The organism is Acinetobacter calcoaceticus DSM 30006 = CIP 81.8 (assembly GCF_000368965.1).
Taxonomy (GTDB): Bacteria; Pseudomonadota; Gammaproteobacteria; order Pseudomonadales; family Moraxellaceae; genus Acinetobacter; species Acinetobacter calcoaceticus.
This window is the reverse complement of record NZ_KB849780.1, coordinates 1277459-1300556: the sequence shown is the minus strand read 5'-3', so window position 1 is coordinate 1300556 and position 23098 is coordinate 1277459. Positions and strand designations below refer to the sequence as shown.

General features: G+C 37.8%; 20 protein-coding genes. 17 read left to right on the top strand and 3 right to left on the bottom strand.

Annotated features, from left to right (window positions below; translation table 11 throughout):
* Nucleotides 1-285 precede the first annotated feature (285 nt).
* From F936_RS11095 to F936_RS11065, 7 genes are all read left to right on the top strand, one after another.
* Complete coding sequence (locus F936_RS11095) at nt 286-2064, top strand: ABC transporter substrate-binding protein (protein WP_005047429.1); 1779 nt, start codon at nt 286-288, stop codon at nt 2062-2064.
* A 15-nt stretch (nt 2065-2079) separates the two neighbouring features.
* Entirely contained in the window at nt 2080-3903 is a 1824-nt protein-coding gene (locus tag F936_RS11090; protein ID WP_080547590.1) for an ABC transporter substrate-binding protein, read from the top strand.
* 20 nt (nt 3904-3923) lie between these two features.
* On the top strand, nt 3924-5936 hold the full coding sequence (locus tag F936_RS11085) for a M3 family metallopeptidase (protein WP_005047428.1): 2013 nt from the start codon (nt 3924-3926) through the stop codon (nt 5934-5936).
* Nucleotides 5937-5948: 12 nt separating this feature from the next.
* Nucleotides 5949-6887 (top strand): ABC transporter permease, encoded by a 939-nt coding sequence (locus F936_RS11080; protein ID WP_003651522.1) that lies wholly within the window; start codon nt 5949-5951, stop codon nt 6885-6887.
* A 7-nt stretch (nt 6888-6894) separates the two neighbouring features.
* A complete protein-coding gene (locus F936_RS11075; RefSeq protein ID WP_005047426.1) occupies nt 6895-8037 on the top strand; it encodes an ABC transporter permease in 1143 nt (380 codons plus the stop codon).
* 13 nt (nt 8038-8050) lie between these two features.
* Complete coding sequence (locus F936_RS11070) at nt 8051-9784, top strand: ABC transporter ATP-binding protein (RefSeq protein ID WP_005047425.1); 1734 nt, start codon at nt 8051-8053, stop codon at nt 9782-9784.
* Nucleotides 9785-9890: 106 nt separating this feature from the next.
* Nucleotides 9891-10550 carry an SOS response-associated peptidase family protein gene (locus F936_RS11065; RefSeq protein WP_003651527.1) on the top strand — a complete coding sequence of 220 codons (660 nt, stop codon included), beginning with the start codon at nt 9891-9893 and terminating at the stop codon, nt 10548-10550.
* Nucleotides 10551-10609: 59 nt separating this feature from the next.
* On the opposite strand, the gene F936_RS11060 is transcribed toward F936_RS11065, so the two are convergent.
* The gene (locus tag F936_RS11060; protein ID WP_003651529.1) at nt 10610-10978 is read right to left on the bottom strand and encodes a hypothetical protein; all 369 of its coding nucleotides are present in this window, start codon (nt 10976-10978) and stop codon (nt 10610-10612) included.
* A gap of 298 nt (nt 10979-11276) precedes the next feature.
* Between F936_RS11060 and F936_RS11055 the strand changes: the two genes are divergently transcribed.
* Complete coding sequence (locus tag F936_RS11055) at nt 11277-12134, top strand: 3'(2'),5'-bisphosphate nucleotidase CysQ family protein (protein WP_005047424.1); 858 nt, start codon at nt 11277-11279, stop codon at nt 12132-12134.
* A gap of 57 nt (nt 12135-12191) precedes the next feature.
* A complete protein-coding gene (locus F936_RS11050; RefSeq protein ID WP_004642661.1) occupies nt 12192-12926 on the top strand; it encodes a histidine phosphatase family protein in 735 nt (244 codons plus the stop codon).
* Nucleotides 12927-12983: 57 nt separating this feature from the next.
* On the opposite strand, the gene rpsT is transcribed toward F936_RS11050, so the two are convergent.
* Nucleotides 12984-13250 carry a 30S ribosomal protein S20 gene (rpsT, locus tag F936_RS11045; protein ID WP_003651535.1) on the bottom strand — a complete coding sequence of 89 codons (267 nt, stop codon included), beginning with the start codon at nt 13248-13250 and terminating at the stop codon, nt 12984-12986.
* A 212-nt stretch (nt 13251-13462) separates the two neighbouring features.
* Here rpsT and F936_RS11040 point away from each other — a divergent pair, with 212 nt between their 5' ends.
* The 8 genes from F936_RS11040 to F936_RS11005 all read left to right on the top strand — a co-directional run bounded on the left by F936_RS11040 (nt 13463) and on the right by F936_RS11005 (nt 22711).
* Nucleotides 13463-14128: a Rossmann-fold NAD(P)-binding domain-containing protein gene (locus F936_RS11040; RefSeq protein ID WP_005047422.1), complete on the top strand. Its 666-nt coding sequence runs from the start codon at nt 13463-13465 to the stop codon at nt 14126-14128.
* 12 nt (nt 14129-14140) lie between these two features.
* Nucleotides 14141-14647 carry a ribonuclease E activity regulator RraA gene (gene rraA / locus F936_RS11035; protein WP_005047419.1) on the top strand — a complete coding sequence of 169 codons (507 nt, stop codon included), beginning with the start codon at nt 14141-14143 and terminating at the stop codon, nt 14645-14647.
* Between the two features lie 21 nt (nt 14648-14668).
* On the top strand, nt 14669-15451 hold the full coding sequence (locus F936_RS11030; RefSeq protein WP_080595308.1) for a glutathione S-transferase N-terminal domain-containing protein: 783 nt from the start codon (nt 14669-14671) through the stop codon (nt 15449-15451).
* A gap of 133 nt (nt 15452-15584) precedes the next feature.
* Nucleotides 15585-16517, top strand: a complete 933-nt coding sequence (locus tag F936_RS11025; protein ID WP_026055629.1) for a Dyp-type peroxidase — start codon at nt 15585-15587, stop codon at nt 16515-16517.
* Nucleotides 16518-16599: 82 nt separating this feature from the next.
* Nucleotides 16600-16956, top strand: a complete 357-nt coding sequence (locus F936_RS11020; protein ID WP_005047416.1) for a hypothetical protein — start codon at nt 16600-16602, stop codon at nt 16954-16956.
* Between the two features lie 134 nt (nt 16957-17090).
* Nucleotides 17091-20552, top strand: a complete 3462-nt coding sequence (gene mfd / locus F936_RS11015; RefSeq protein ID WP_005047415.1) for a transcription-repair coupling factor — start codon at nt 17091-17093, stop codon at nt 20550-20552.
* Nucleotides 20553-20753: 201 nt separating this feature from the next.
* A complete protein-coding gene (locus F936_RS11010; protein WP_003651547.1) occupies nt 20754-21188 on the top strand; it encodes an HIT domain-containing protein in 435 nt (144 codons plus the stop codon).
* 56 nt (nt 21189-21244) lie between these two features.
* On the top strand, nt 21245-22711 hold the full coding sequence (locus F936_RS11005; RefSeq protein ID WP_004642669.1) for an adenylate/guanylate cyclase domain-containing protein: 1467 nt from the start codon (nt 21245-21247) through the stop codon (nt 22709-22711).
* A gap of 45 nt (nt 22712-22756) precedes the next feature.
* On the opposite strand, the gene fdx is transcribed toward F936_RS11005, so the two are convergent.
* Nucleotides 22757-23095 (bottom strand): ISC system 2Fe-2S type ferredoxin, encoded by a 339-nt coding sequence (gene fdx, locus F936_RS11000; RefSeq protein ID WP_003651552.1) that lies wholly within the window; start codon nt 23093-23095, stop codon nt 22757-22759.
* Nucleotides 23096-23098 lie beyond the last annotated feature (3 nt).

Genomic DNA, 23098 nt, shown 5'->3' with positions numbered 1-23098 from the left:
AGTCCCAGAAGTTTTAAGTGCCTAATAAAAATGTAAATTTTAAATATTTTTATATGGATTATTCTTGATCACAAAATATGGCATGAAATTCGCTTTATATTAGATAGTTACAGCTTTCTAATTTTATTGTTAGCTTTTTCCATTTGATCAAATAAAAGATTGAATAAAACGGTTAGTAATTTACAAAGAAGAAAGTAGTCCGTTGAGAAAGAACTTTTCTTATGCGGATTTAGATGTTACTCAAAAGGATAATATCTTTAAAATATTAATTAAGTAGGTAGGAACTTGAAATTAAAAATTTTTAAGCTCGCCATTTTAAGTCTGGCTATTACATCAGTTTCTTGTGCTTTCGCCCAAACGCCTGCACAACCAAACAAAATATTACATGTTGCTTATGAAGCGCCTGATGATGGTTTTGACATGGTTAAAACCACCAATTTTTATAGTGGCAGTATTGCAGAAGCTATTTTTGAGCCTTTACTCAAATATGATTATTTAGCTCGTCCTGTGCAGTTAGTTCCTTATACGGCTGAAAGTCTGCCTAAGGTGGAACAAGACGGTAAAGTTTATACATTTAAAATTAAACCAGGTATTTACTTCACCAATGACCCTGCTTTTAAAGGTAAACGCCGTGAACTTGTGGCAGAAGATTATGTTTATGCAATTAAACGCATTTTAGATCCTGAAAATAGGGCACCTTCTGTTTCATTCATTGATGGGAAATTGTTAGGTGCCGATGCGGTTGTAGCTAAAGCAAAGAAAACTGGAAAATTTGATTACGCCGCACCCATTGCAGGAGTGAAAGCGCTTGATCGATATACCCTACAACTCACTTTAACTCGGCAAGACTTTAATTTTCCTTATATTCTTGCCTATATTGCATTTGGTGGTGTTGCTAAGGAGGTTGTTGATTATTACGGTGATCGTATTGGCATGCATCCAGTAGGTACAGGACCTTACATGTTAAGTAAATATGTACCACGAAGTAAGGTCGAGCTCGTTGCCAATCCTGATTATCGTGGTTTTGTTTGGAACTTTAAGTCAACAGGAACGCCGTGGGATAACCAGCTTGTTAAAGAAATGAGCGGTAAGAAAATGCCGCAAATTGGTAAAGTTGTAGTCAGTATTATTGAAGAACAACAGTCACGATGGTTAGCTTTTCAGTCTGGTCAATTGGATTTTGATAGACTTACAGCAGATGCTGTTCCGCAAGCTTTAGATGGCAATCAACTTAAGACTTCTTTTCAAAAAAGAGGAATTAAACACTTTCCATATAAAGAACCTGAAATTACTTATACGATGATGAACATGCGTGACCCTGTCATTGGTGGTTTTAGTCCTGAAAAAATAGCGCTTCGTAGAGCAATTACTTTGGCTTATGATCAAAATGAAAGCATACGACAAGTATATAAAGGTCAGGCAGTTAGAGCAGAAATGTTTATACCTGAAGGTGTAAATGGATATAACCCAAAGTATAAAAGTAGCGTAGGATACAATCCGCTATTAGCCAATAAACTACTTGATTATTATGGCTATAAAAAAGGGGTTGATGGCTACCGAAACTTACCAAATGGGAAGCCTTTGGTTTTAAAAATTAATAATGAAAATAGCTCGGCTTCAGTTATTCTTTCCGAACTATGGAAAAAAAATCTAGATGCCATTGGTATTCGTGCTGACTTTAAAGTAAGTAATTTTGCAGATAATTTAAAAGCCGCAACTCAATGTAAATATATGATTTGGGGCGGCGCATGGATTGCTGACTATCCTGAAGGAGATAATTTTGCACAATTACTGTATGGTCCAAACGCAGGTCAGGGAAACCATGCTTGTTACCAGTCTAAAACATATGATACTCTTTATAATCAAGCCACTCATTTACCACCCCAACAACGTCTTCCATATTATGAAAAGCTTAACCGCCAGATTGAGGCTGATAATCCGTGGATTGTTCATGTAACTCGAATTCGTAATTGGTTGATACGACCACAAGTTCAGGGTTTTAAACCCCACCCAATGATGAATACAAACTGGCAATATCTTGATATTACTCCTGTTAAAAAATAATTTTAGATAAAGATAATTATGACTGAAAATTTAATAAAACAGCTCAAGCATTGTGGTGTCGGTTTGTTACTTGCCAGCATGGCATTAACTGGATCTACAAGTATTTTTGCGAAAAGCCCAGCCGATCCCAATAAAGTTTTACGTTATGTATTCCCGACAGCTGAAACAGGTTTCGACCCAGCTTATATCCATGATTTATATTCGGCGCATGTAACCACTTCAATATTTGAAACTTTATATACGTATGACTATTTAGCAAGGCCCGCAAAATTAGTTCCTCATATTGCTACGACTATGCCACAAGTCAGTGCAGATGGTCTGACTTATACCATCCACATTAAAAAAGGCATTTATTTTACGCAGGACTCTGTTTTTAAAGGGAAGCCTAGAGAGTTAACAGCCAATGATTATGCGTACTCTTTTAAGCGCTTATTGGATCCGAATTTACGTTCTCCCAATAGCTGGTTATTAGAGAACAAAATCGAAGGTATGGATGCATTAATAAAAGCAGCTAATAAAACCGGAAAATTTAACTATGACCAAAAGGTAAGTGGTTTACAAACACCAGATAAATACACTTTGGTGATCCGTTTAGTTAAGCCAGATTATAACTTTCCTTTATTACTGGCACATGACCCGACAGGTGCAGTAGCGCGTGAAGTCATCGAAAAGTATAAAGACAAAGCTGGTTTTGTCATGGGACATCCTGTAGGAACTGGACCTTATGTACTCAGTAAATGGGTGCCTGCTTCGCGTATTGTTCTAAAAGCGAATCCCGATTATCGCGGCTTTACTTGGAACTTTGCAGCCAGTAGCCCTGAGGATGGGGCAATTGTGAAGCGCCTTAAGGGTAAAAAAATGCCGCAAATAGGTACAATTGATATTCAGGTTATGGAGGAAAACCAATCACGATGGCTGGCATTTCAGCGTGGTGAGATTGATATATTTCAGCTTGAAGGGCAATTGGTCGCGAAGGCGATTAAAGACGGTAAGTTAAGACCTGAGCTTGCTAAAGAAGGTGTGCATTTATCTCGTATTGTTGATCCTGAAATTAGCTATATTTATTGGAACCTTAAAAATCCGGTTGTTGGGGGAATGAGTAAAGAAAAAATTGCTTTACGCCGTGCAATTGCAATGTCTCGCTCACTAGATCAAGAAATTAAATTAGTAAGAAATGATGATGCCGAGCGTCTACATTTTCCAGTTCCACCCGGTGTAGTGGGATATGACCCTCGGTATAGAACCAGTACGCCATATTCGGTGAAAGCAGCAAATTTACTGTTAGATAGATATCACTATAAAAAAGATGCATCAGGTTGGCGAACTCAACCAAATGGAAAGCCCCTTGTAATTGAATATATGGCTCGCAGTGACAGTATTGGTCAGCAAAGTGCTGAACTTTGGAAAAAAAACTTTGATAGTTTGAATATTCGAATGGTGTTTAAACCAATGCTTTTTGCAGATCTAATTCGAGCACAAAAACAGTGTGAAGGTATGTTTGGTGCTTCAGCATGGATTGCTGATTATCCTGATGGCGATAATTTTATGCAGAATTTTTATGGTCCAAATACGCATATGACGAACTGGTCTTGTGGTCCGATTCCAGAGTTTGACCAGTTGTATCGCCAAACCCAACAAATGAAAGCTGGCTCTGAACGAGATGCACTTTATCGAAAAATGACGCGTTTGTTAGAAGTCTATATGCCTGTGCAGATGTCCTATGCCCGCTACCGAAATATGTTGGCCCAGCCGCGTGTCATTGGCTATAAAAAGCATCCAATTTTACATGCTGAGTGGATGTACTTTGATATTGATACAAATACTAAATCTAATCATTAAATGAAAAATCTGGAGATATGATGAAGAATAAAACACTAAAAATGACAACGTTATGTATGTTGGCTATAGGTATAAACCAATATGCTTCAGCTGAAACAACTCGTAGTACATTGCCACTACTTAAAGCAAAGCAGCTTCCAACATGGTGTGATTCTAATTTAAAAAAAATTCAGCAACAGATTACAGACTTTGAGAAAACACCTGTTAATGCTAACGCGGCAGCGGCACCTATTTTGGCAAAATGGGATAAAATTTTTGCTCATTTTGAAGATTTTTCAGGTCCGATAAGCTTATATAGCAACGTAGACCCAGATGCAAAGCTGCGTAAGGCAGCCGAAGATTGTGAAATCAAAATTAATCAATTTCACACTGATATGTTTCAAAATCCCAAGCTATATAACTTAATTAAAAATACACAAGCAATGGACCCAGTTGATAAAAAATATCGTCAAGATATTTTGAGCCAATTTGAAGATACAGGTGTTCAACTTGAACCTACAAAACGCGCAAGAATGAAAGCTATTCTGGATGAATTGACTAAATTAGAACAAGAATATGGCCGTAACGTTCGTGATAACCCTGAAAAACTTGAGTTTACTCCTGAAGAGATGAAGGGTTTACCAGGAAGTTATATTTCAGCTTTGAAAAAGAATGCGAAAGGAAATTATTTGGTTGGTTTTGAATATCCAGAATATCGGCCATTTATGGAGTTGGCAGACAATGATGATGCCCGAAAAAGATATCAGATTGCTTTTACAAGACGTGGTACTGAGCAAAATTTAAAACTACTCAAGCAGGCAATAGATTTGCGTTATGAGTTGGCACAATTGTTTGGAAAAGCAAGTTATGCGGATTGGGTTTTAAAAGATCGTATGGCTAAAACCCCTGATGCTGTAAACCAGTTTTTAGCAGACGTACAAAAAACAGTAGCACCACTTGAACGTAAAGAAGTCGAAGAACTCCGAGCATTTAAAGCGCAAACTTTAAAAACGCCATTAGATAAAACTGAGATAACACGTTGGAGTGAAGCTTACTGGAGTGAAAAACTTCGTAAGAGTAAATATCAGATTGATCAGGAAAAGCTTCGTGATTATTTCCCAACTTTAGCTGCTCAAAAGTGGTTGTTTGCCATTTCATCTGACCTTTACGGTATTGACTTTAAACCTGTCAAAGTTAAAGCATGGCAGGATGAAGTTGAATATTACGATGTAGTTGATAAAAAGACAGGAAAACTTTTAGGCGGTCTGTATATGGATAAATTCCCTCGTGAGGGGAAATATGGCCATGCCGCGGTTTGGGGAGTATACGGTGGTAGCACTTTAACCAACCGTTTATCTGTTTCAGCATTGGTCACCAATTTTAACCGCAAAGGTTTAAATAGCGATGAGTTAGAAACTTTTGTTCATGAGTTTGGTCATGCCTTGCATGGCATTTTGTCAAATACACGTTATGCCAGTCAGTCAGGAACATCCGTAGAACGTGATTTTGTAGAAGCACCTTCTCAAATGTATGAAGAGTGGGCACGTCGTAAAGAGACTTTATCAAAAGTGGCTGATTATTGTGATCCGGCATGTCCACGTGTTGATGATGAGTTAATTGCCCGTTTAAAAGCGGTGCATAACTATGGACGTGGTTTGCGTTATGCACGTCAGACACTCTATGCCCAGTACGATATGGCCCTTCATAGCGCTGATGCTTTAAAAGTAAAACCTTTGGAAACTTGGCAAAAAATGGAAGCCGCTACAGCCTTAGGTTATGTACCAACAACAGAGTTTCCTGGGCAGTTTGGTCATTTGATGGGCGGTTATCAAGCAGGTTATTACGGCTATATGTGGTCTGAAGTTTTGGCTTTAGACATGCTTTCTGCTTATGGCGATAACCTCAATAATCCTCAAGTAGGGCAACGTTACCGTCAAACGATTTTATCGCAAGGTAGCCAAAAGCCAGCTGCTGAGCTAGTGAAAGATTTTCTTGGTCGTGAGCCTGACAATAAAGCGTTCTTTAATGAAATTACCGGACAACGGGTTAAATAAGGAATTATCACTATGCTGGCATATGTTATTCGGCGTTTATGGCAGATGATTCCAACCATGTTGGGAGTCGTCTTACTTATTTTTATTCTTTTTAACTGGGTCGGTGGAGATCCTGCCTATATTTTAGCAGGCAAGATGTCTAATCCTGAGCAAATCGAAAACATTCGTAAACAGCTAGGTGTCGATCAGCCGTATTACGTTCAACTCTGGATTTTCATTAAGCAGATTCTGACTTTTGACTATGGTGCGAGTTGGAGTACTGGCGAACCTGTTTCCCAAATTATTTTAACCCGATTAGGGCCGTCGTTAACTCTTTTAATTCCGCTCACTATTTTACAAACCGTTATTTCAATTATTTTGGCATTGGCAGTTGCAGCGGTACGAGGTTCTCTAACCGACCGTATGGTCATGATGCTATGTACTATTGCTATGTCAATTAGTATTTTAGTTTACATTATTGTTTTTCAATATGTTTTGGCTTATCAGCTCAGTTGGTTTCCTGTACAAGGCTGGAGTGACACCTTTACCGAGAATTTATTTAAATTTGCCTTACTTCCAATTTTAATCATGTTAGTTGTGAGTATTGCACCAACCTTACGTTTATATCGTAGTTTTGTGCTTGATGAAATTAATCAGGACTATGTTCGAACAGCACGTGCCAAAGGTGTAGGTGAAAGCCGAATTTTAGGTGTGCATGTACTGCGTAACGCTTCAATTCCTATTATTACCGACGTGATGTCAACTTTACCTGCATTACTCATAGGCGCATTTTTAATTGAACGTTTTTTTGGTATTCCCGGTATTGGTCGAGAGGTCATTATTGCAGTTGAACGAAGTGATTTCCCTGTTATTAAGGCAATTACAGTTTACATCGCAGCTGCAACCATGATTTTTAACCTGATTGCCGATTTGGTCTACAAAGTGGTTGATCCACGTGTACAGTTGAAATAGGTGGGCTATGCTGAGCGTTTTATCAAAAAGAAAAGAACAAACAAAAGCCGAAGCTCATTCATCTGGCCTGTGGAAACTTGCCATGCGACGTCTTCGGGCTGACAAAATCGCGATGTCATCACTAGCGATCGTATTGCTTTATTTTATTATCTTGATTCTATCAATGACGGGTGTGATTGCATCTGATTGGAATAAAGAAGTTGCAGTGAGCTACGCACCTCCCACATTTATAGGTGCAGATAAGACTACAGATGCTGGACAAAATGCAGCGGCGGTTGACGAGGAATTACCGATAAATCCAGTCGATCCATTAAAAGATGTTATCAAAGAACTGAATGCGCAGATTAAGCAAAGCAAGAGTTCTGGGGATGCGATCGATTACTATGGTGTAGTTGATCCATTAGCTGATGATATGAAAGCGATCGATCAGCAACTTGGCGGACATTTATTAGACCAGCAAGCCGAGCTTAAAAGCACACTTGTGTTTGGCGCTGATAAGTGGGGACAAGACGTTTTAAAGAAAACAATTAAAGGGGCTGAAACTTCAATTATTGTTGGGGTTATATCTGCTTTACTTGCAGTAGGTATCGGTACACTTTTAGGCGCAATTTCAGGATATTTTGGCGGTTGGGTGGATGATATTCTCAACTGGTTTTATAACATTTTTACCTCAATTCCATATTTATTATTAGTGCTTGCTATTGCTGCCGTGCTTCAACAAAAAGGTATTTTATCTATTGTTCTGATTTTAGGTTTAACGGGTTGGACAGGCGTTTATCGCTTAATTCGTGCTGAATATATGAAACATACTGCGCGTGAATATGTTCTTGCAGCTAAAGCAATTGGCGTTGGTCACTTCCGCCGTATGTTCATTCATATTTTTCCTAATGTGAGCCATATCGCTTTAGTTCAAATGTCGATTTTGGTGGTTTCTTTTATTAAATCTGAAGTGATTTTGAGTTTCTTGGGTTTTGGTGTACCAGTAGGTGTGGTGTCTTGGGGGAGCATGTTAAATGAAGCGCAAAGTGAACTTCTTTTAGGTAAATGGTGGCAGCTAGTCGCAGCCTCTGTCGCAATGGCTGTTTTAGTTACGGCATTCTCAATGTTTACTGATGCATTTCGTGATGCGTTAGACCCAAAGCTAAAATAAGAGGAAGGTCCAAATGATAGAACAAGAATATAAGAATGCGCCGTTGCTTCATGTTAAAAATTTACGAGTAAGTTTTAAAGGTGAAGATAAGCAATATATTGAAACCGTAAAAGGAATTTCTTTTGATATTCCAGCAAATACTACAGTTGCTTTAGTCGGTGAATCAGGTAGTGGTAAATCGGTAACTTCTTTGGCAACAATGGGTTTACTGCCTGTAGGGCAAAGCAAAATTGATGATCAAAGTAAAATTATATTTGAAGGCAAAGACTTACTCAGTTTGTCTCGTAAAGAGATGCGGAAAATCTGTGGTAAAGATATTGCCATGATTTTTCAGGAACCAATGTCATCTTTAAACCCAGTTTTTACAGTTGGTAATCAAATTGCGGAAGTATTGTGTTTGCATATGGGGTTAAACCGTAAACAGGCCCGACAACGCGTTTTAGAATTACTTAAAGAAGTAGGCATTCCTTCACCTGAAACTAAAATTAATGCCTATCCAAATCAACTTTCAGGTGGTCAACAGCAACGTGTCATGATTGCAATGGCGATTGCTTGTGAACCTAAGCTACTGATTGCCGATGAGCCCACTACGGCACTTGATGTCACCATTCAAAAGCAGATTATTGATTTACTTGAATCGTTGCGTAAGCGCCGTCAAATGTCGATGCTTTTTATTACCCACGATTTGGCACTGGTCGGTGAAATTGCAGATAAAGTCATTGTGATGCGTCATGGTGAAATTAGAGAGCAAGGTGCTGCTGAGCAGGTTCTGGAACAGCCCAAAGATGTATATACCCGAGCATTACTTTACTGTCGTCCACAAATATCACAGCGTCCTTATCGATTGCCTGTGACCAGTGATTTTATGTGCCAAGAAGACGATATCTTGGTTGAGAAAAGTTTTGATGCTTCGGAAATTCCGCAGCGCAAACGTGGCTTAAATGGCGATGAGCAAATTATTTTAGAAGTAAAAGATCTGAAAAAAAGCTTTTATAGTCGTAAAGGATTATTTGGCAAAGAAGAGTTTCAAGCCGTAAAAGGAGTTTCTTTTAAACTTGCTAAAGGAAAAACTTTAGGTTTAGTCGGTGAATCTGGTTCAGGTAAAACGACGGTAGGTCTACTACTCATGCGGTTACATGAAGCTTCAGGTGGGCAGGCTTTCATTGAAGGAAAAGATATTCTTTCATTAACTGAAAAAGAGTTTGCTAAATATCAACGGAAAATCCAGATTATCTTTCAAAACCCATATGCTTCTCTTAATCCACGCTTTACAGTTGGGCAGATTTTATTAGAACCCATGCAAATTCATGGTATTGGTAAAGATGATGCTGAGCGTAAACAAATTGCGCTTGGACTGCTTGAGCGAGTGAATTTACCTGAGCAAGCTTATTATCGCTATCCTCATGAATTTTCTGGGGGGCAACGTCAGCGTATTGCGATTGCACGATGTTTAACCCTAAAACCTGAAATTTTGATTTGTGATGAATCTGTTTCAGCACTAGACGTTTCGGTTCAAGCACAGGTACTTAACTTATTACAAGATTTACAAGATGAGTTTGGACTCAGTTATATCTTTATTTCACATGACTTATCGGTTGTAAAATATATATCTGATCAGGTCATGGTCATGAATCATGGTGAAGTTGTTGAAATTGCCAATTCGGATGAGCTCTATGCACATCCTCAACATGATTATACCAAACGACTTTTACAAGCCATTCCTCAAGGGATTCATCACGTTTCATAAGCGTAAAGTTATGTCGTTAAAGGCACTTTAGAGTGCCTTTTTATTTGGTTTATCGCGTAAATGCTTATAAAATAAGAGAGTAAAAATACAGTAGTTTAGTCTTGCTATGTGTGCCAACTTTAAGCCTTTAACTCTTGCCCAATTGCAGCAACTCCAGTTGCCTGTGGTCGGCTTTAGCTATGCCGAAGAGGTTTATCCTGCGGGAACAATGCCGCTATTATTTAAATCACCACAAGGTCTTGAATGGCGTGAAGTCATGTTTGGCCTAGTTCCTAAATGGGCCGAAGATACAAACATAGCAAAACATACCTACAATGCCCGTCATGAAACGATTTTCCAAAAACCGAGTTTTCAAGAAGCTGCACTTAAGTGTAAGTTCGGTGTGATTCCGGTGACTGAATTCTATGAAAGTAAATATATAAATGATAAACCTGAGCGGTGGGGTGTACGCCGTAAAGATGGACAGGCTTTTTTTATTGCAGCAATCTATGAAATTTGCAAAATAAATGAAACGATTATTCGTTCTGCAAGTATGTTGACCATGGATGCCATAGACCATCCTATGATGAAAGATTTTCATGAGCCAGGAGATGTCAAAAGATCAGTTATTGTGATCCCACATGACCGATTAGAAGAATGGTTGAGTTTGGAATCACCTGATATTTCAAGCTTTATCGAAGGTTTTCCAGTTGAAGAATTTGAATGCTCGCATGTACCAAAAGAAAAAATTATAAAACCTACACCACAGTTAAGCATGTTTGACTAACATAAATAAAATCAAGATGAGGTTATTGATGTCAAATCTGAATCAATAACCGATATTGCTTATTCAATAGTTTTACTTAGTGTTTGTACTTCTGAATCTTGAGCTAGATAGCTCAACTCAATTGGCGAAATAACAAAAGTGGTATTGTCTGATGTCTGTTTAAATACAAAGCCATATTCAAAAGACTGGCTATTTTTACTTGGTAACCAGAATAGATAAGGACATCCTGTGTAACTGCCATCCCAACCCATTTCTCTTGCTAAAGCTAAAGCTGTATCTGATTTCGCAATGATTTCTTTGAGAGACTCTTTATCTCTTGTTGAAACACCACCATCATCATCTGCAAATGTTTGTAGGAACTCATTTAAGGGAGTGAGTTCTTCCCAGTTATGTTCTATTGTCGAGAAATGATATCCATATAGCATCATGTACGCTTTCTTCCATCTTGTTATTGTGTGATTGAACATAGCAAGAAATACATGAAAAGGAAATGGATAAATCTTATTTAAGTTGTTTATTTTTCATAACTTATAGATTGTTTTTTGTACGTGATAAAGGCTTCTTTTAAACACTATAATTATTCATATTAGCTATATAGCATGCACAGAAAGCAGCGCTTACCTAATGATTAAGATAAATGACTATTTTAGTAAATCAAACTGTTGGCGAATACTGAATTGTTCATAATTCACCTATAATAGAAATGAAACTATGTAGAGCATATTTATGTTTATAACAACTACGCGCCCACAAGATACTTTGATTAATCAGCTTCTTCCAATTTTGGAACAAGCGAGCCAGATTTTATTACAAGAATATCAAAATTATTCTGCGGGTTATGAGTTTACTATTCACGAAAAACAAGATGATTCACCTGTAACTCAAGCAGATTTAAAAGTGAACCTTTTCTTATTAAAGCACTTGGCAGAGATTACGCCAGACTTGCCGGTTTTGTCTGAAGAAAGTGATTATAGTGCTCGGCATGAGTGGTCCACATGCTGGATGTTAGATCCTCTTGATGGAACTAAAGAATTCATACATGAGCGTGATGAGTTTACGATCAACCTAAGTTTGATTAAGGGTAAAGAAACGATCTTTTCAGTTATTGCTGTGCCATGTCAACAAGTCGTGTACTTGGGATATCTGCAAGATTTACCTTTTAAATATAGTTTCACTCAAAAACAATGGTATCAATATCAAATAACTTCGTTTTCGCCAGATGAGCCTATTCAAATAGGACTTAGTCATGGCAGTAAAAACCCCAAATATCAAAAATTTATTCAACCTATTGAAGAAAAACATAGCATTATTCGACGAGAAGCAGGAAGTGCCTACAAATTCTGCATGATGTTGGAAGGTGAAATAGATATTTACCCGCGATTTCATCCAACTTCTGAATGGGACACCAGTTCTGGTCAAGGTTTGTTAGAGAGTATAGGGGGTGGCTTACTTACTCTTGATGGAAAACCTTTTGAATATAATCAGAGACACACGGTTTTAAATAAGGGCTTTATCGCATTTCGTGATCAGGAAAGCAAAAAAATAGCATTTGAAGCATTAGCCCAAGCAGGTGTTATTGATTGAGAGTTATGCCAGACATGTTATAGTGGCAAAGTATTGAAAAAAGATGACAAGATAAAAATGGCACTCGATTTATTGCCTAAAAGTATGTTTGAAGCAATTGATTTATTGCCCGATGCTTCAACTCCTGTAACCTTATTTACGCGTCATTCTCTAAGAGAACTTGTAGATGGACAGGGCTTAGCTGGATATGATCTCCAACTCACTCCTCAAGGGCGTGAGCTTGCGCAGGCATGGGGTAACTATTTAATTAAAAATACAGATCGTGTTATTCAGCATTGTATTTCAAGTCCAATACAACGTTGTGTCGATACGGCTGCACTCATGATCGAAGGGGCTGATGCCGTAAGTCCTGAATTTAATACACATACGATTGAAATTATTGAGCAAGGCCTACTGGTTGAACCTGGTAGCTTTGTATTAGACATACAACAAGCTGCCCCTTATTTTAAAAAGCAAGGTGCTTTGGGTTTTATTAATAGTTTTGTAAATAATGCATTACCTGGTATGAAACACCCAATTACGGGTGTTTTAGATGTACTAGAGCTTATTTATCATACGCATCCTAAAACTCAAGGCGGGCTTAGTTTAGCTGTCAGCCATGACACTATTATTGCTGCAATTGTTGCTGTAATTTCTGGTGAAAATGAAATTAAGAAAGAAGATTGGCCTGAAATGATGGAAGGCCTATTTGTATGGTTTGAAGGCGAAGAATTTCCAAATTGTAAATTAAAATGGATTTGGAGAGGTAAGGCCTATGAGCTAAATGTAGCCAAATTTGGAAAAACGCTATAAGCTCAAAAATGATAGATAATAAAAAAAGCCCTATTGGGCTTTTTTTACATGCTTTAATTAGTTAGCTAACGCTTTAACTTGAGCATTTAAACGGCTCTTATGACGAGCAGCTTTATTTTTGTGGATGATGCCTTTATCAGCCATACGGTCGATTACAGGAACAGCTTTTTGGTAAGCTTCTGTAGCAACAGCATGATCACCACCAGCAATTGCACTTAAAGTACGTTTGATGTATGTACGAACCATAGAACGCAAGCTTGCGTTGTGTTTACGTGCAGTAACGTTTTGACGCGCACGTTTTTTAGCTTGAGCAGAGTTTGCCACTCTTGCACTCCTTGAAAATAAGTTGGTCTGGGCGGGCTGTGGTCAATCCAGTAAACTGGTGCAACCATCACCAGCCCGTAAACAAGTGCCATATTGTGATGAATAGACACCGTGAAGTCAAGCCTTGAGAACGTTTTAAGCTGTTTTAGGGGCTGTTAAAACGGTAAGAAAAGGTTAAATTTAAAACAAAGTTAAAGAGGGATGGATAAAAAATGACAGCAAGTAAGAAAAAAGCGATTGTGCTCGGCGCAACAGGGTTGGTCGGATTAGCACTTGTTGAAAAGCTCCAGCAGGCTCCAGAATTTGAAGCCATTACGCTAGTGGTTAGAAAAGAATCTCAAGTATTTAATACATATGAAAAAGTTAATCAGCTCATCATAGAAGATTTCTTAATGTTGAATGATGAAGATGTGAATGGTTATACCCATGCATTTAGCTGTCTGGGAACAACATTAAAAAATGCGGGCTCAAAGCAAGGTTTCTACGCAGTAGATTATGAAATCAATGCCCATTTGGCAGATTTGGTACAAGATAAACATATTCACCTTTTATTAGTGAGTGCCCTTGGTGCAAATGCAAATTCACCAATTTTCTACAATAAAGTGAAAGGACAGTTAGAAGATTATATCGAGAGCTTGGGAATTGAAAAATTATCTATTTTTAGACCCTCTTTACTGATTGGTAAGCGCAGTGATGTGCGGCTTATAGAGGATTTAGGGCAAAGTCTATTTAAATTTATTGAGAATAAATGGCAAAAACCATTCAAATATAAACCTGTGACTGCGGAGCAATTGGCTCATACCATGGTCGTAGCGGCGCTAACGCAAATTGAAGCATTCAAACGATATGATAATCTGAGCATACAGAAAACTCGATAAGGGAGAATAGAAGTGTCCACAGTACCGTTTGTAACATGTGATTTATTAGATGATAACCCTGAAAAAGACTTACAAGTTGTAATTCCCTCAATGGATGGAAAGTTCTTTCAAAGTTATGGGGCGCGTAAATCTTTTTGGGGTCAGGTTGTAACAGTAAAGTGTTTTGAAGATAACTCGCGTGTAAAAGAGTTATTGGCAACAGATGGTACAGATAAAGTACTCGTTGTAGATGGTGGTGCATCTATGCGTTGTGCGCTTATGGGTGACCTGATTGCGGAATCGGCAGTTAAAAATAACTGGAATGGTGTCGTAATCTATGGCTGTGTACGCGATGTCGATGCTATTGCTACCCTTGATTTGGGTATACATGCATTGGCAGCAATTCCCCAAAAAAGTAATCGTAAAGGCATTGGCGAAGTAGATACCACTTTGTATTTTGGTGGTGTCACAATTCAATCAGGCGATTATATCTATGCTGATAATAATGGAATTGTGATTTCAAAAGAAAAATTAGTGTAATCACAGTTTATAAAGGATCGCATGATGGTGAATCATCAAATTAAAGTATTACAGGCAGTTGTCTCTGCAATTGCTGAAGGTGGTCGGGGCGTAACAGGTACAGCATTTCCTCAGCAACCTGTAAAAGCCTTGAAGCTATATGAATTTGAAGGTTCACCATTTTGCCGTCGTGTTCGCGAAGTGATTACTCTCTTAAATCTGGATGTTGAAATTTATCCATGCCCTAAAGGTGGGTTGAAGTATCGTTCTATTGTTAAAGAGACTGGCGGTAAATTACAGTTTCCTTTTTTAGTAGATGAAAATACAAGTGACTACTTATATGAGTCACAAGAAATTATTCATCATTTATTTAAACACTACGGTAAGACCGGAAAGACGCCTCAGAAATTTTCGAGTTACCCTAAGGTCCCTTATGCTGCATTTGCTGGGACCATATTAAATGGTGCTCGGGGAGTTTGGATAAATAAAAAAATCATTGATAGAGTTGCGCCTGAACAAAAACTTGAGTTATGGAGCTTTGAGGCAAGCCCTTATTCACGAGTTGTAAGAAGTCTACTCTGTGAGCTGGAGCTTCCTTATATTCTGCATAATGTTGCAAAAGAAAGATGGCAAGATCAAGGCCCAGCTATTCTTCGCTTAAAACCGGGTAAATATGTACCTCTAAAAGGTGGAAAACGAGAAAAAATAATGCCTGTTATGCAAGGTAAAATGCAGGTACCTTATTTGGTAGACCCAAATACGGGAGTGAAGATGTTTGAGTCTGCTCAAATCGTAAAATATTTAAAGAAGCAATATGGTCGTTGATTAATTAAGATAGGTTTTAGTAAGAGTTTAAGTCAATTTACTTAAACTCTTAGAAAGATCAGATTTCATAAGAACATGAATATGCTAAATTAAAGAGGTTAAATACCCAAATAAGGCATATTTTATGGAATGTATGAGAATTCAACCTGTAACGAGCAGTCCTGGTGAAAATGCACTATTTATCGTATTGGGACTCACTCAAGGTGATTCTGTAATAGAAAAAGTAAAAGATTTTGCTAGTAATTTTTCAGCATTAACTAGAAGTCTAACTAATCGTTATCCAGATAGTAAGTTTAATGCCACACTAGGTTTTAGTTCAAATGCATGGGATATCTTATTTTCAGAACAAGCGAAGCCTCAAGAATTAGAAACATTTAAAGAAATTAAAGGGCCGAAATACACGGCTGTTTCAACAGCTGGTGATCTATTTTTTCATATTCGTGCTGATCGTCAGGCTTTATGTTATGAGCTGGGTAATATAATCAATCAACAACTTGGTAAAGTGACTTATCCAATTGATGAAGTGCATGGTTTTCGTTATTTTGATGGACGGGCAATTATTGGCTTCGTAGATGGAACAGAGAATCCAGAACCAGTTATTGCAGCGCAATGGGCATTAGTGGGCAATGAAGATCCTGACTTTATCGGTGGAAGTTATGCTTTTATCCAGAAATATACACACGACATGGAAAAATGGCGTTCATTAACCGATGAAGAACAAGAAAAAGTGATTGGCCGTAAAAAGTTCAATGATATTGAGTTAGGTGATGATGAAAAGCCTTTAACTGCTCATAATGTTGTAAGTAAAGCGCATGATGCAGAAGGTAATGAGCTTAAAATTATGCGAGCTAATATGCCTTTCTCAAATCCTTCAAAAAATGAATATGGCACATTTTTTATCGGTTACTCGCGTAAATTTAGTACAACTCGACAAATGCTTGAAAACATGTTCTTGGGGAACGAGCAGGGCAATCTTGATCGGTTGCTTGACTTTAGTACTGCTCAAACAGGAACTTTATTTTTTGTACCAACGGTCGATTTTCTTGATGATTTAGGTGATGACTAGTCGTTAAACTAAAAGGCTTAAATGATGGAAGTAACTAGATTACTTCCATTGCTTGAATTGAAAATTAATATGATGTGATGAAATGTTTAAGAAGATAACGCAGCTTTTTCAAGGCTCAAAAGAAACGCCAGAACAAATTTACTTGCAAGAGAATCTATTAAAATTTGATTCTGAACGCGGTCCTATAATCAAGGAGGTACTGATTAATGAGAAATGGTCAGAACATCTTGAGTATTTCTCAAACCGTAAATTGCAAAATTTTGATAATCTTCAGAAATTATTCCTAATTACTCCACAAATTAATGAAAAGATTGATCTGGAAATCGCAACCCAACGTTATGTAGAAAGATTAGGAAATACACAAGAAAAGCTACTTCAGCTTAAAGCGATTATACAAATATTAAATCAATATTACGTTTTGTTTTTGCGTGATAAATAATCATAGTTGATTGATTAAAAAATATAAAAAGTAGAGCTAACTAGTAGTTTGATTTTCAAAAAAATAACTCATTTCACTAAAAACATCATGCTACTATTAGGCTCATATCTTCTTAGCTGATAAAAGCCATATACATGTTTCAACAAGAAATCTCTCAATTGAATTTACAACAGCTCAAAGCCGGTGAAAAGCGTTGGGTGGGGTCGTTATTAGGTTCATCTGCTGCATTATTATTTAAAGAAATTGCTGTTCAGCATCCATCTTTACTTGTTGTGGTCGCTAGAAATAACCAACATGTTGCTCAATTAGAAAGTGAACTTGAGTTTTATGGCATAAAACCGACAATTTTTCCTGATTGGGAAATCTTGCCGTATGATCGTTTGTCACCTCATCAAGATATTGTTTCAGAACGTCTCGCAATTTTATCTAATATGCCTCAGAAGGGTGTATTGCTCATTTCAGCAAGTACTTTAGCTCAAAGAGTTGCACCGTATTCATGGGTTTTGGGCGAACATTTTGATATTCACGTTGGACAGAAATTCGATTTAGAACAGCAAAAGTTACGTTTAGTACAAGCCGGTTATCATTTGGTAGACACTGTTTATGATCATGGTGAGTTTGCTGTACGTGGCAGTATTATGGATATTTTTGCGTCAGGCCAAGAAGCGCCTATTCGTATTGATCTGTTTGATGATGAAATTGATACATTAAAATTCTTTGATCCAGAAACGCAAAGAACAACGAAGCCTTTAAAAAGTTTTACAGTCTTACCAGCAAAAGAATTTCCACTAAAAGAAGCCCGTTCAATTTTTAGAGATCGGTATTCTGAACTTTTCCCTACGGCTAACCCTAAGAAAAACCCGATTTATCAAGATGTCCTAGAGGGAATTGCTTCACCAGGAATTGAGTTTTATTTACCATTATTTTTTGATAAAGCACAAATGCAATCGCAAAGTACACTTGCAACGTACTTCCCAAAGAATTGCATTGTAATTACAACAAGTGATGTAGACAGTGATTTAACAAATTTTTGGAAAGAAGTTTTTCGTCGTTATGAAGACAGACGTCATAACGTAGATCAGCCAATTCTTCCTCCTGAAGAATTATTTATTGCTCCAAATCATCTGCTCAGTGCTTTAAATCAGTTTCCGCGTATGTTGGTGAGCGCCGAAATAGTTGAAGAAAAAGCTGGCGCGTTAAATCTTAAGGTAGAGCAGCCACCCAAGTTACCAGTTGATCCAAAAAAAGAAAAACCATTCGCTGTAGTCAAAAAATATATTGATGAAGCAAATCATCCGGTCTTGTTGGTTGCAGAAAGTGCAGGTCGACGTGAAAGCTTAAGAGATGGTTTACGTGCTAGTTTAGGAGATATCCCAGGCGTAGATAGTTTTGAGCAATTTCAGACAAGTCAGTTTGCGATTGCTATTACAAATGCACCGCTAGACCGTGGTTTACTTTTAACAGACCGATTGTCGGTTATTTCAGAAAATCAGTTATATGAACATCGGGTAGTTCAGCGTCGTCGTAAACGTCAGCAAGAAGTTTCAGAAGAGTTCTTAATTCGCAGTTTGACTGAATTAAGTATAGATGCTCCTGTTGTCCATATTGATCATGGTGTAGGGCGTTATGCAGGATTAGTTACTTTAGCAATTGAAGGGCAAGATTATGAATTCTTGCAACTAAATTATGCTGAAGGGGCAAAAGTTTATGTGCCTGTGACTAATTTGCATCTTATTAGTCGTTATAGTGGTGGAGACCCAGATTTAGCTCCACTTCATAAAATTGGAAGTGATGCGTGGAGTAAAGCTAAACGCAAAGCTTTAGAACAAATTCATGATGTTGCAGCCGAATTATTACATATACAAGCACGTCGTCAGTCAAAACCTGGTTTTGGTTTTGAACTTGATCAATCACTTTATATGCAATTTGCCAGTGGATTTGCTTACGAAGAAACACTCGATCAGGCGAATGCTATTGAAGCCACGCTTCACGATATGCAACAAGCTAGGCCTATGGATCGACTTGTTTGTGGTGATGTTGGTTTCGGTAAAACTGAAGTAGCAATGCGAGCCGCGTTTGTTGCTGTGCAAAACGGTAAGCAAGTTGCTGTTTTAGTCCCTACAACTTTACTTGCACAACAACATTATGAGTCTTTTAAAGATCGTTTTGCTGATTGGCCTGTGCGTATAGAAGTGTTGTCACGCTTTGGCTCAAATAAAGCCCATACAAAAAATATTGAAGATTTAATTGCTGGTAAAGTAGATATTGTGGTGGGAACACATAAACTTTTACAAGAAAATGTGCAATTTAAAGACTTGGGTCTAATGGTGGTCGATGAAGAACATCGATTTGGTGTGCGTGATAAAGAGCGGATCAAGGCATTACGTGCAGATGTAGATATGTTGACGCTTACCGCAACACCAATTCCACGAACTTTAAATATGGCATTTTCGGGAATGCGTGATCTATCTATCATTGCTACACCACCAGCCCGTCGTTTAGCGGTTAAAACATTTGTACAGGAACATACGGAAGCTTCTATTAAAGAAGCGATCTTGCGTGAATTGCTACGTGGTGGCCAAGTATACTTCTTACATAATGAAGTCGATACGATTGAACGAGCTGCTGAAAACATCCGTGTTCTTGTGCCTGAAGCTCGTGTGGCAGTAGCTCATGGGCAAATGAGAGAACGAGAGCTCGAACAAGTCATGCAGCAGTTCTATCACAAAGAATTTAATGTATTGGTATGCTCAACCATTATTGAAACTGGAATCGATGTCCCAAATGCCAACACAATTTTGATAGAAAGGGCCGACAAACTTGGTTTAGCTCAATTACATCAATTACGAGGGCGTGTGGGACGCTCACACCACCAAGCTTATGCTTATTTACTGGTTCCTTCTATTAAACATTTAAAAGGTGATGCAGAAAAGCGTTTAGATGCAATCCAGCGTGCTTCAACTTTGGGTGCTGGTTTTATGCTAGCTACAGAAGATTTAGAAATTCGCGGTGCAGGTGAGCTTTTAGGCGAGCAACAAAGTGGTTCAATGCAGGCAATTGGATATAGTCTGTATATGGAAATGCTGGAGAAAGCCACTAAGGCAATTCAGCAAGGTAAAACCCCGAATTTTGATGCACCTTTGTCATTAACTGCGGAAATCAATTTACATATTCCAGCGCTTATTCCAGATGAGTATTTAGGCGATGTTCATCAGCGTTTGTTGTTTTATAAGCGTATTAGTAATACAGATACACAAGAAAAACTCGACAATATTCGTATGGAGTTAATTGACCGTTTTGGTGTTCCACCACAATCTGTAAAACACTTATTTAGTGTTCATCAGATTAGGTTGAAAGCAGAGCAGTTGGGTATTACGAAAATTGATATCAATACACAAGGCGGTAATATTGAGTTTTCACCGGATACTCCAGTTCAAGCCATCAGCATTATTCAGTTAATGCAAAAAAATCCGACCTATTACCGCATGGATGGTGGGCAGCGTTTGAAGGTTATGGTTCAGCTTGAAGAACATGAAAAACGTATCCAGTTCATTAACGATTTGTTAGCGAAATTATTAACTGAAATACATGTATAAATGATGTTTTGAAGCATTTTTTACTGCGTGTGAATTTTATGTAAGTTGATAGCATGGTTTTATGCACGATTTCTTGGACCATAGGAGGAATAAGTGCATAAAATCATTGTTATTTGTAATCAAACCAGACACTACCAATACTCACATCAAAACTGATGTGATAGTATTAGCCATTATTGTTTATTGTCATTTATAAAAGATATGTTTAGTTTGCATCCACAACTTGCTCAAGATACTTTTTTTGTAGGCGATTTCCCGCTTTCAACATGTCGTTTAATGAATGATATGCAATTCCCGTGGCTGATTTTAATCCCTCGTGTGCCGGGAATCACAGAATTATATGAATTGAGCCAAGCTGATCAAGAGCAGTTTTTACGTGAATCAAGTTGGTTGTCTAGCCAGCTATCTCGAGTATTCCGTGCTGATAAAATGAATGTTGCAGCTCTAGGTAACATCGTGCCTCAGTTGCATTTCCATCATGTCGTGCGTTATCAAAATGATGTTGCATGGCCTAAGCCAGTTTGGGGCACACCTGCTGTTCCATACACAAATGATGTACTGGCTCACATGCGTCAAACCCTTATGCTTGCTTTACGTGGTCAAGGTGATATGCCTTTTGATTGGCGCATGGATTAAATCAATGCAATGCCACATTTATATGAATGTGGCTACATTGAGGTATGGAGGATAGGGTGCAATTAGAGAGGTTTATCGATAGAGAGCCTAAGCAGTTTGCATATTTTCATCGCTTGATGGGATATTCAATTCTGTCCTTAATTTTAGTGATCTATGCTTTTACCTCACCTAATACAAATTATCAGATCTACGTTCCACCTTTCTTCCTATTTTTACTTTTTATTAGCTCAAAGTTAGAGCACTGGCTTCAATACCAATTTGATAAGAAAACACAAAAAAGTGTTTTTTTTGCAATTGATGCAATTGTTGTAGCGGTTACCTTAGCAGGTTTGCATCTTAATTTGGTGCCTACATTTATTGCACTTTTTGCATTATTTTATTCTGCAATTAATAGTCGTATTTCTTTCGCAGTCATTTGTTTGACTAGTTTGCTAGGCGCGATTATTTTTTATTTAAGTACTTTTTTCCTATTTGGTTTTTATACATATTTTGAACCGACTAGCCAAGAGTTAACAGTAATTACACTCTTGGGTTTGGTCATGTTTATCACCATTGGAAATTATTACCAACATCGTTGGGTTAAAAAAATCAGTCAACAGCGCCAACATTACTATGATCAAATGACGCGCTATATTGCTTTTGCTAATCAGTTAAGTCGTTATGCACCGCTACAGCTCTGGCAGTCTATTATGCGTGGTGAAGCGGAAGCAAAAATTGAATATAAGCGAAAAAAAATGACTGTATTTTTTTCTGATATTCAGGGCTTTACAGAGTTATCAGAAACATTAATTCCTGATGATTTGGCTTTTTTGCTTAATGATTATTTAAGCCATATGACGGAAATTGCGAAGCAGTATGAAGCCACTGTCGATAAATTTATGGGAGATGCCATCCTCATATTTTTTGGTGATCCAAATTCTCAGGGTGTAGAGCAAGATGCCAAAGCCTGTGTAGAAATGGCAATCGCTATGCGTCAGCAAATGAAATTGTTACGCGAACGATGGAAAAAAATGGGCTATTCAGCCTTACACATTCGTATGGGAATTAGTACCGGTTACTGCCACGTAGGAAATTATGGGGCAACGCATCGTATGGCTTATACCATTGTAGGCCGTGATGTGAATTTGGCAGCTCGTTTACAATATGCTGCTGAAATAGATGAAATCTTAATTTCAGATGATACTTATCAAATAATCAAAAGTGATTTTCTTTGTGCTCCCAAAACGCCAATTTACTTAAAAGGTATTCAAGGTGCAGTAAAGACATGGCAGGTGATGGAGAAGTACACGGGGAATAAGTCAGATCATCAACAATGGTTTGACTATGAGTATAAAGGCTTTCATTTAGTACTTAATTTAGAAGAAGTACAAAATTATGAATATCCAGAATTAGTAGAAGTACTCGAGAAAATGGTTCAACGACTTAAAGTTCAACAAACTTTAATTAATACTCAAGGCATTGCACGGTTAAGGCTTGAAGATGAAGTGAAGCCAGTTGAAATTGATCAACAAGATCAAGTTTAAAAACGTGAAGTAAAAAAAAGCTGCTTTTAAAGCAGCTTTTTTATTTTAATGATTTTCGGAAGCGTGATTGATTGTATATTTAGGAATCTCAATTTCTAAATCTTCATCAACAATCTTCACTTGGCAAGAGAGACGAGAATCTGGTTCAAGACCCCAAGCCCGATCTAAAAGATCTGCTTCAACGTCATCCATTTCTTCTAGACTGTCAAAGCCCTTGCGAACGACTACATGACAAGTTGTACAAGCACACGACATGTCACAAGCGTGTTCAATTTTAATTCCTCGATCAAGCAAACTTTGACAAAGATTTGCATTTTGTTCGACTTCAAATTCTGCGCCTTCAGGGCAGATCTGAGCATGAGGAAGTACTTTAATACGGGGCATATT

Excerpts from the sequence above, each read along its gene's own strand:
- F936_RS11085 (WP_005047428.1), top strand. The coding sequence starts at position 3,924 with ATGAAGAATAAAACACTAAAAATGACAACGTTATGTATGTTGGCTATA.
- F936_RS11080 (WP_003651522.1), top strand. The coding sequence starts at position 5,949 with ATGCTGGCATATGTTATTCGGCGTTTATGGCAGATGATTCCAACCATG.
- F936_RS11075 (WP_005047426.1), top strand. The coding sequence starts at position 6,895 with ATGCTGAGCGTTTTATCAAAAAGAAAAGAACAAACAAAAGCCGAAGCT.
- F936_RS11070 (WP_005047425.1), top strand. The coding sequence starts at position 8,051 with ATGATAGAACAAGAATATAAGAATGCGCCGTTGCTTCATGTTAAAAAT.
- F936_RS11065 (WP_003651527.1), top strand. The coding sequence starts at position 9,891 with ATGTGTGCCAACTTTAAGCCTTTAACTCTTGCCCAATTGCAGCAACTC.
- F936_RS11060 (WP_003651529.1), bottom strand. The coding sequence starts at position 10,978 with ATGATGCTATATGGATATCATTTCTCGACAATAGAACATAACTGGGAA.
- F936_RS11055 (WP_005047424.1), top strand. The coding sequence starts at position 11,277 with ATGTTTATAACAACTACGCGCCCACAAGATACTTTGATTAATCAGCTT.
- F936_RS11050 (WP_004642661.1), top strand. The coding sequence starts at position 12,192 with ATGGCACTCGATTTATTGCCTAAAAGTATGTTTGAAGCAATTGATTTA.
- F936_RS11040 (WP_005047422.1), top strand. The coding sequence starts at position 13,463 with ATGACAGCAAGTAAGAAAAAAGCGATTGTGCTCGGCGCAACAGGGTTG.
- F936_RS11030 (WP_080595308.1), top strand. The coding sequence starts at position 14,669 with ATGATGGTGAATCATCAAATTAAAGTATTACAGGCAGTTGTCTCTGCA.
- F936_RS11025 (WP_026055629.1), top strand. The coding sequence starts at position 15,585 with ATGAGAATTCAACCTGTAACGAGCAGTCCTGGTGAAAATGCACTATTT.
- F936_RS11020 (WP_005047416.1), top strand. The coding sequence starts at position 16,600 with ATGTTTAAGAAGATAACGCAGCTTTTTCAAGGCTCAAAAGAAACGCCA.
- mfd (WP_005047415.1), top strand. The coding sequence starts at position 17,091 with ATGTTTCAACAAGAAATCTCTCAATTGAATTTACAACAGCTCAAAGCC.
- F936_RS11010 (WP_003651547.1), top strand. The coding sequence starts at position 20,754 with ATGTTTAGTTTGCATCCACAACTTGCTCAAGATACTTTTTTTGTAGGC.
- fdx (WP_003651552.1), bottom strand. The coding sequence starts at position 23,095 with ATGCCCCGTATTAAAGTACTTCCTCATGCTCAGATCTGCCCTGAAGGC.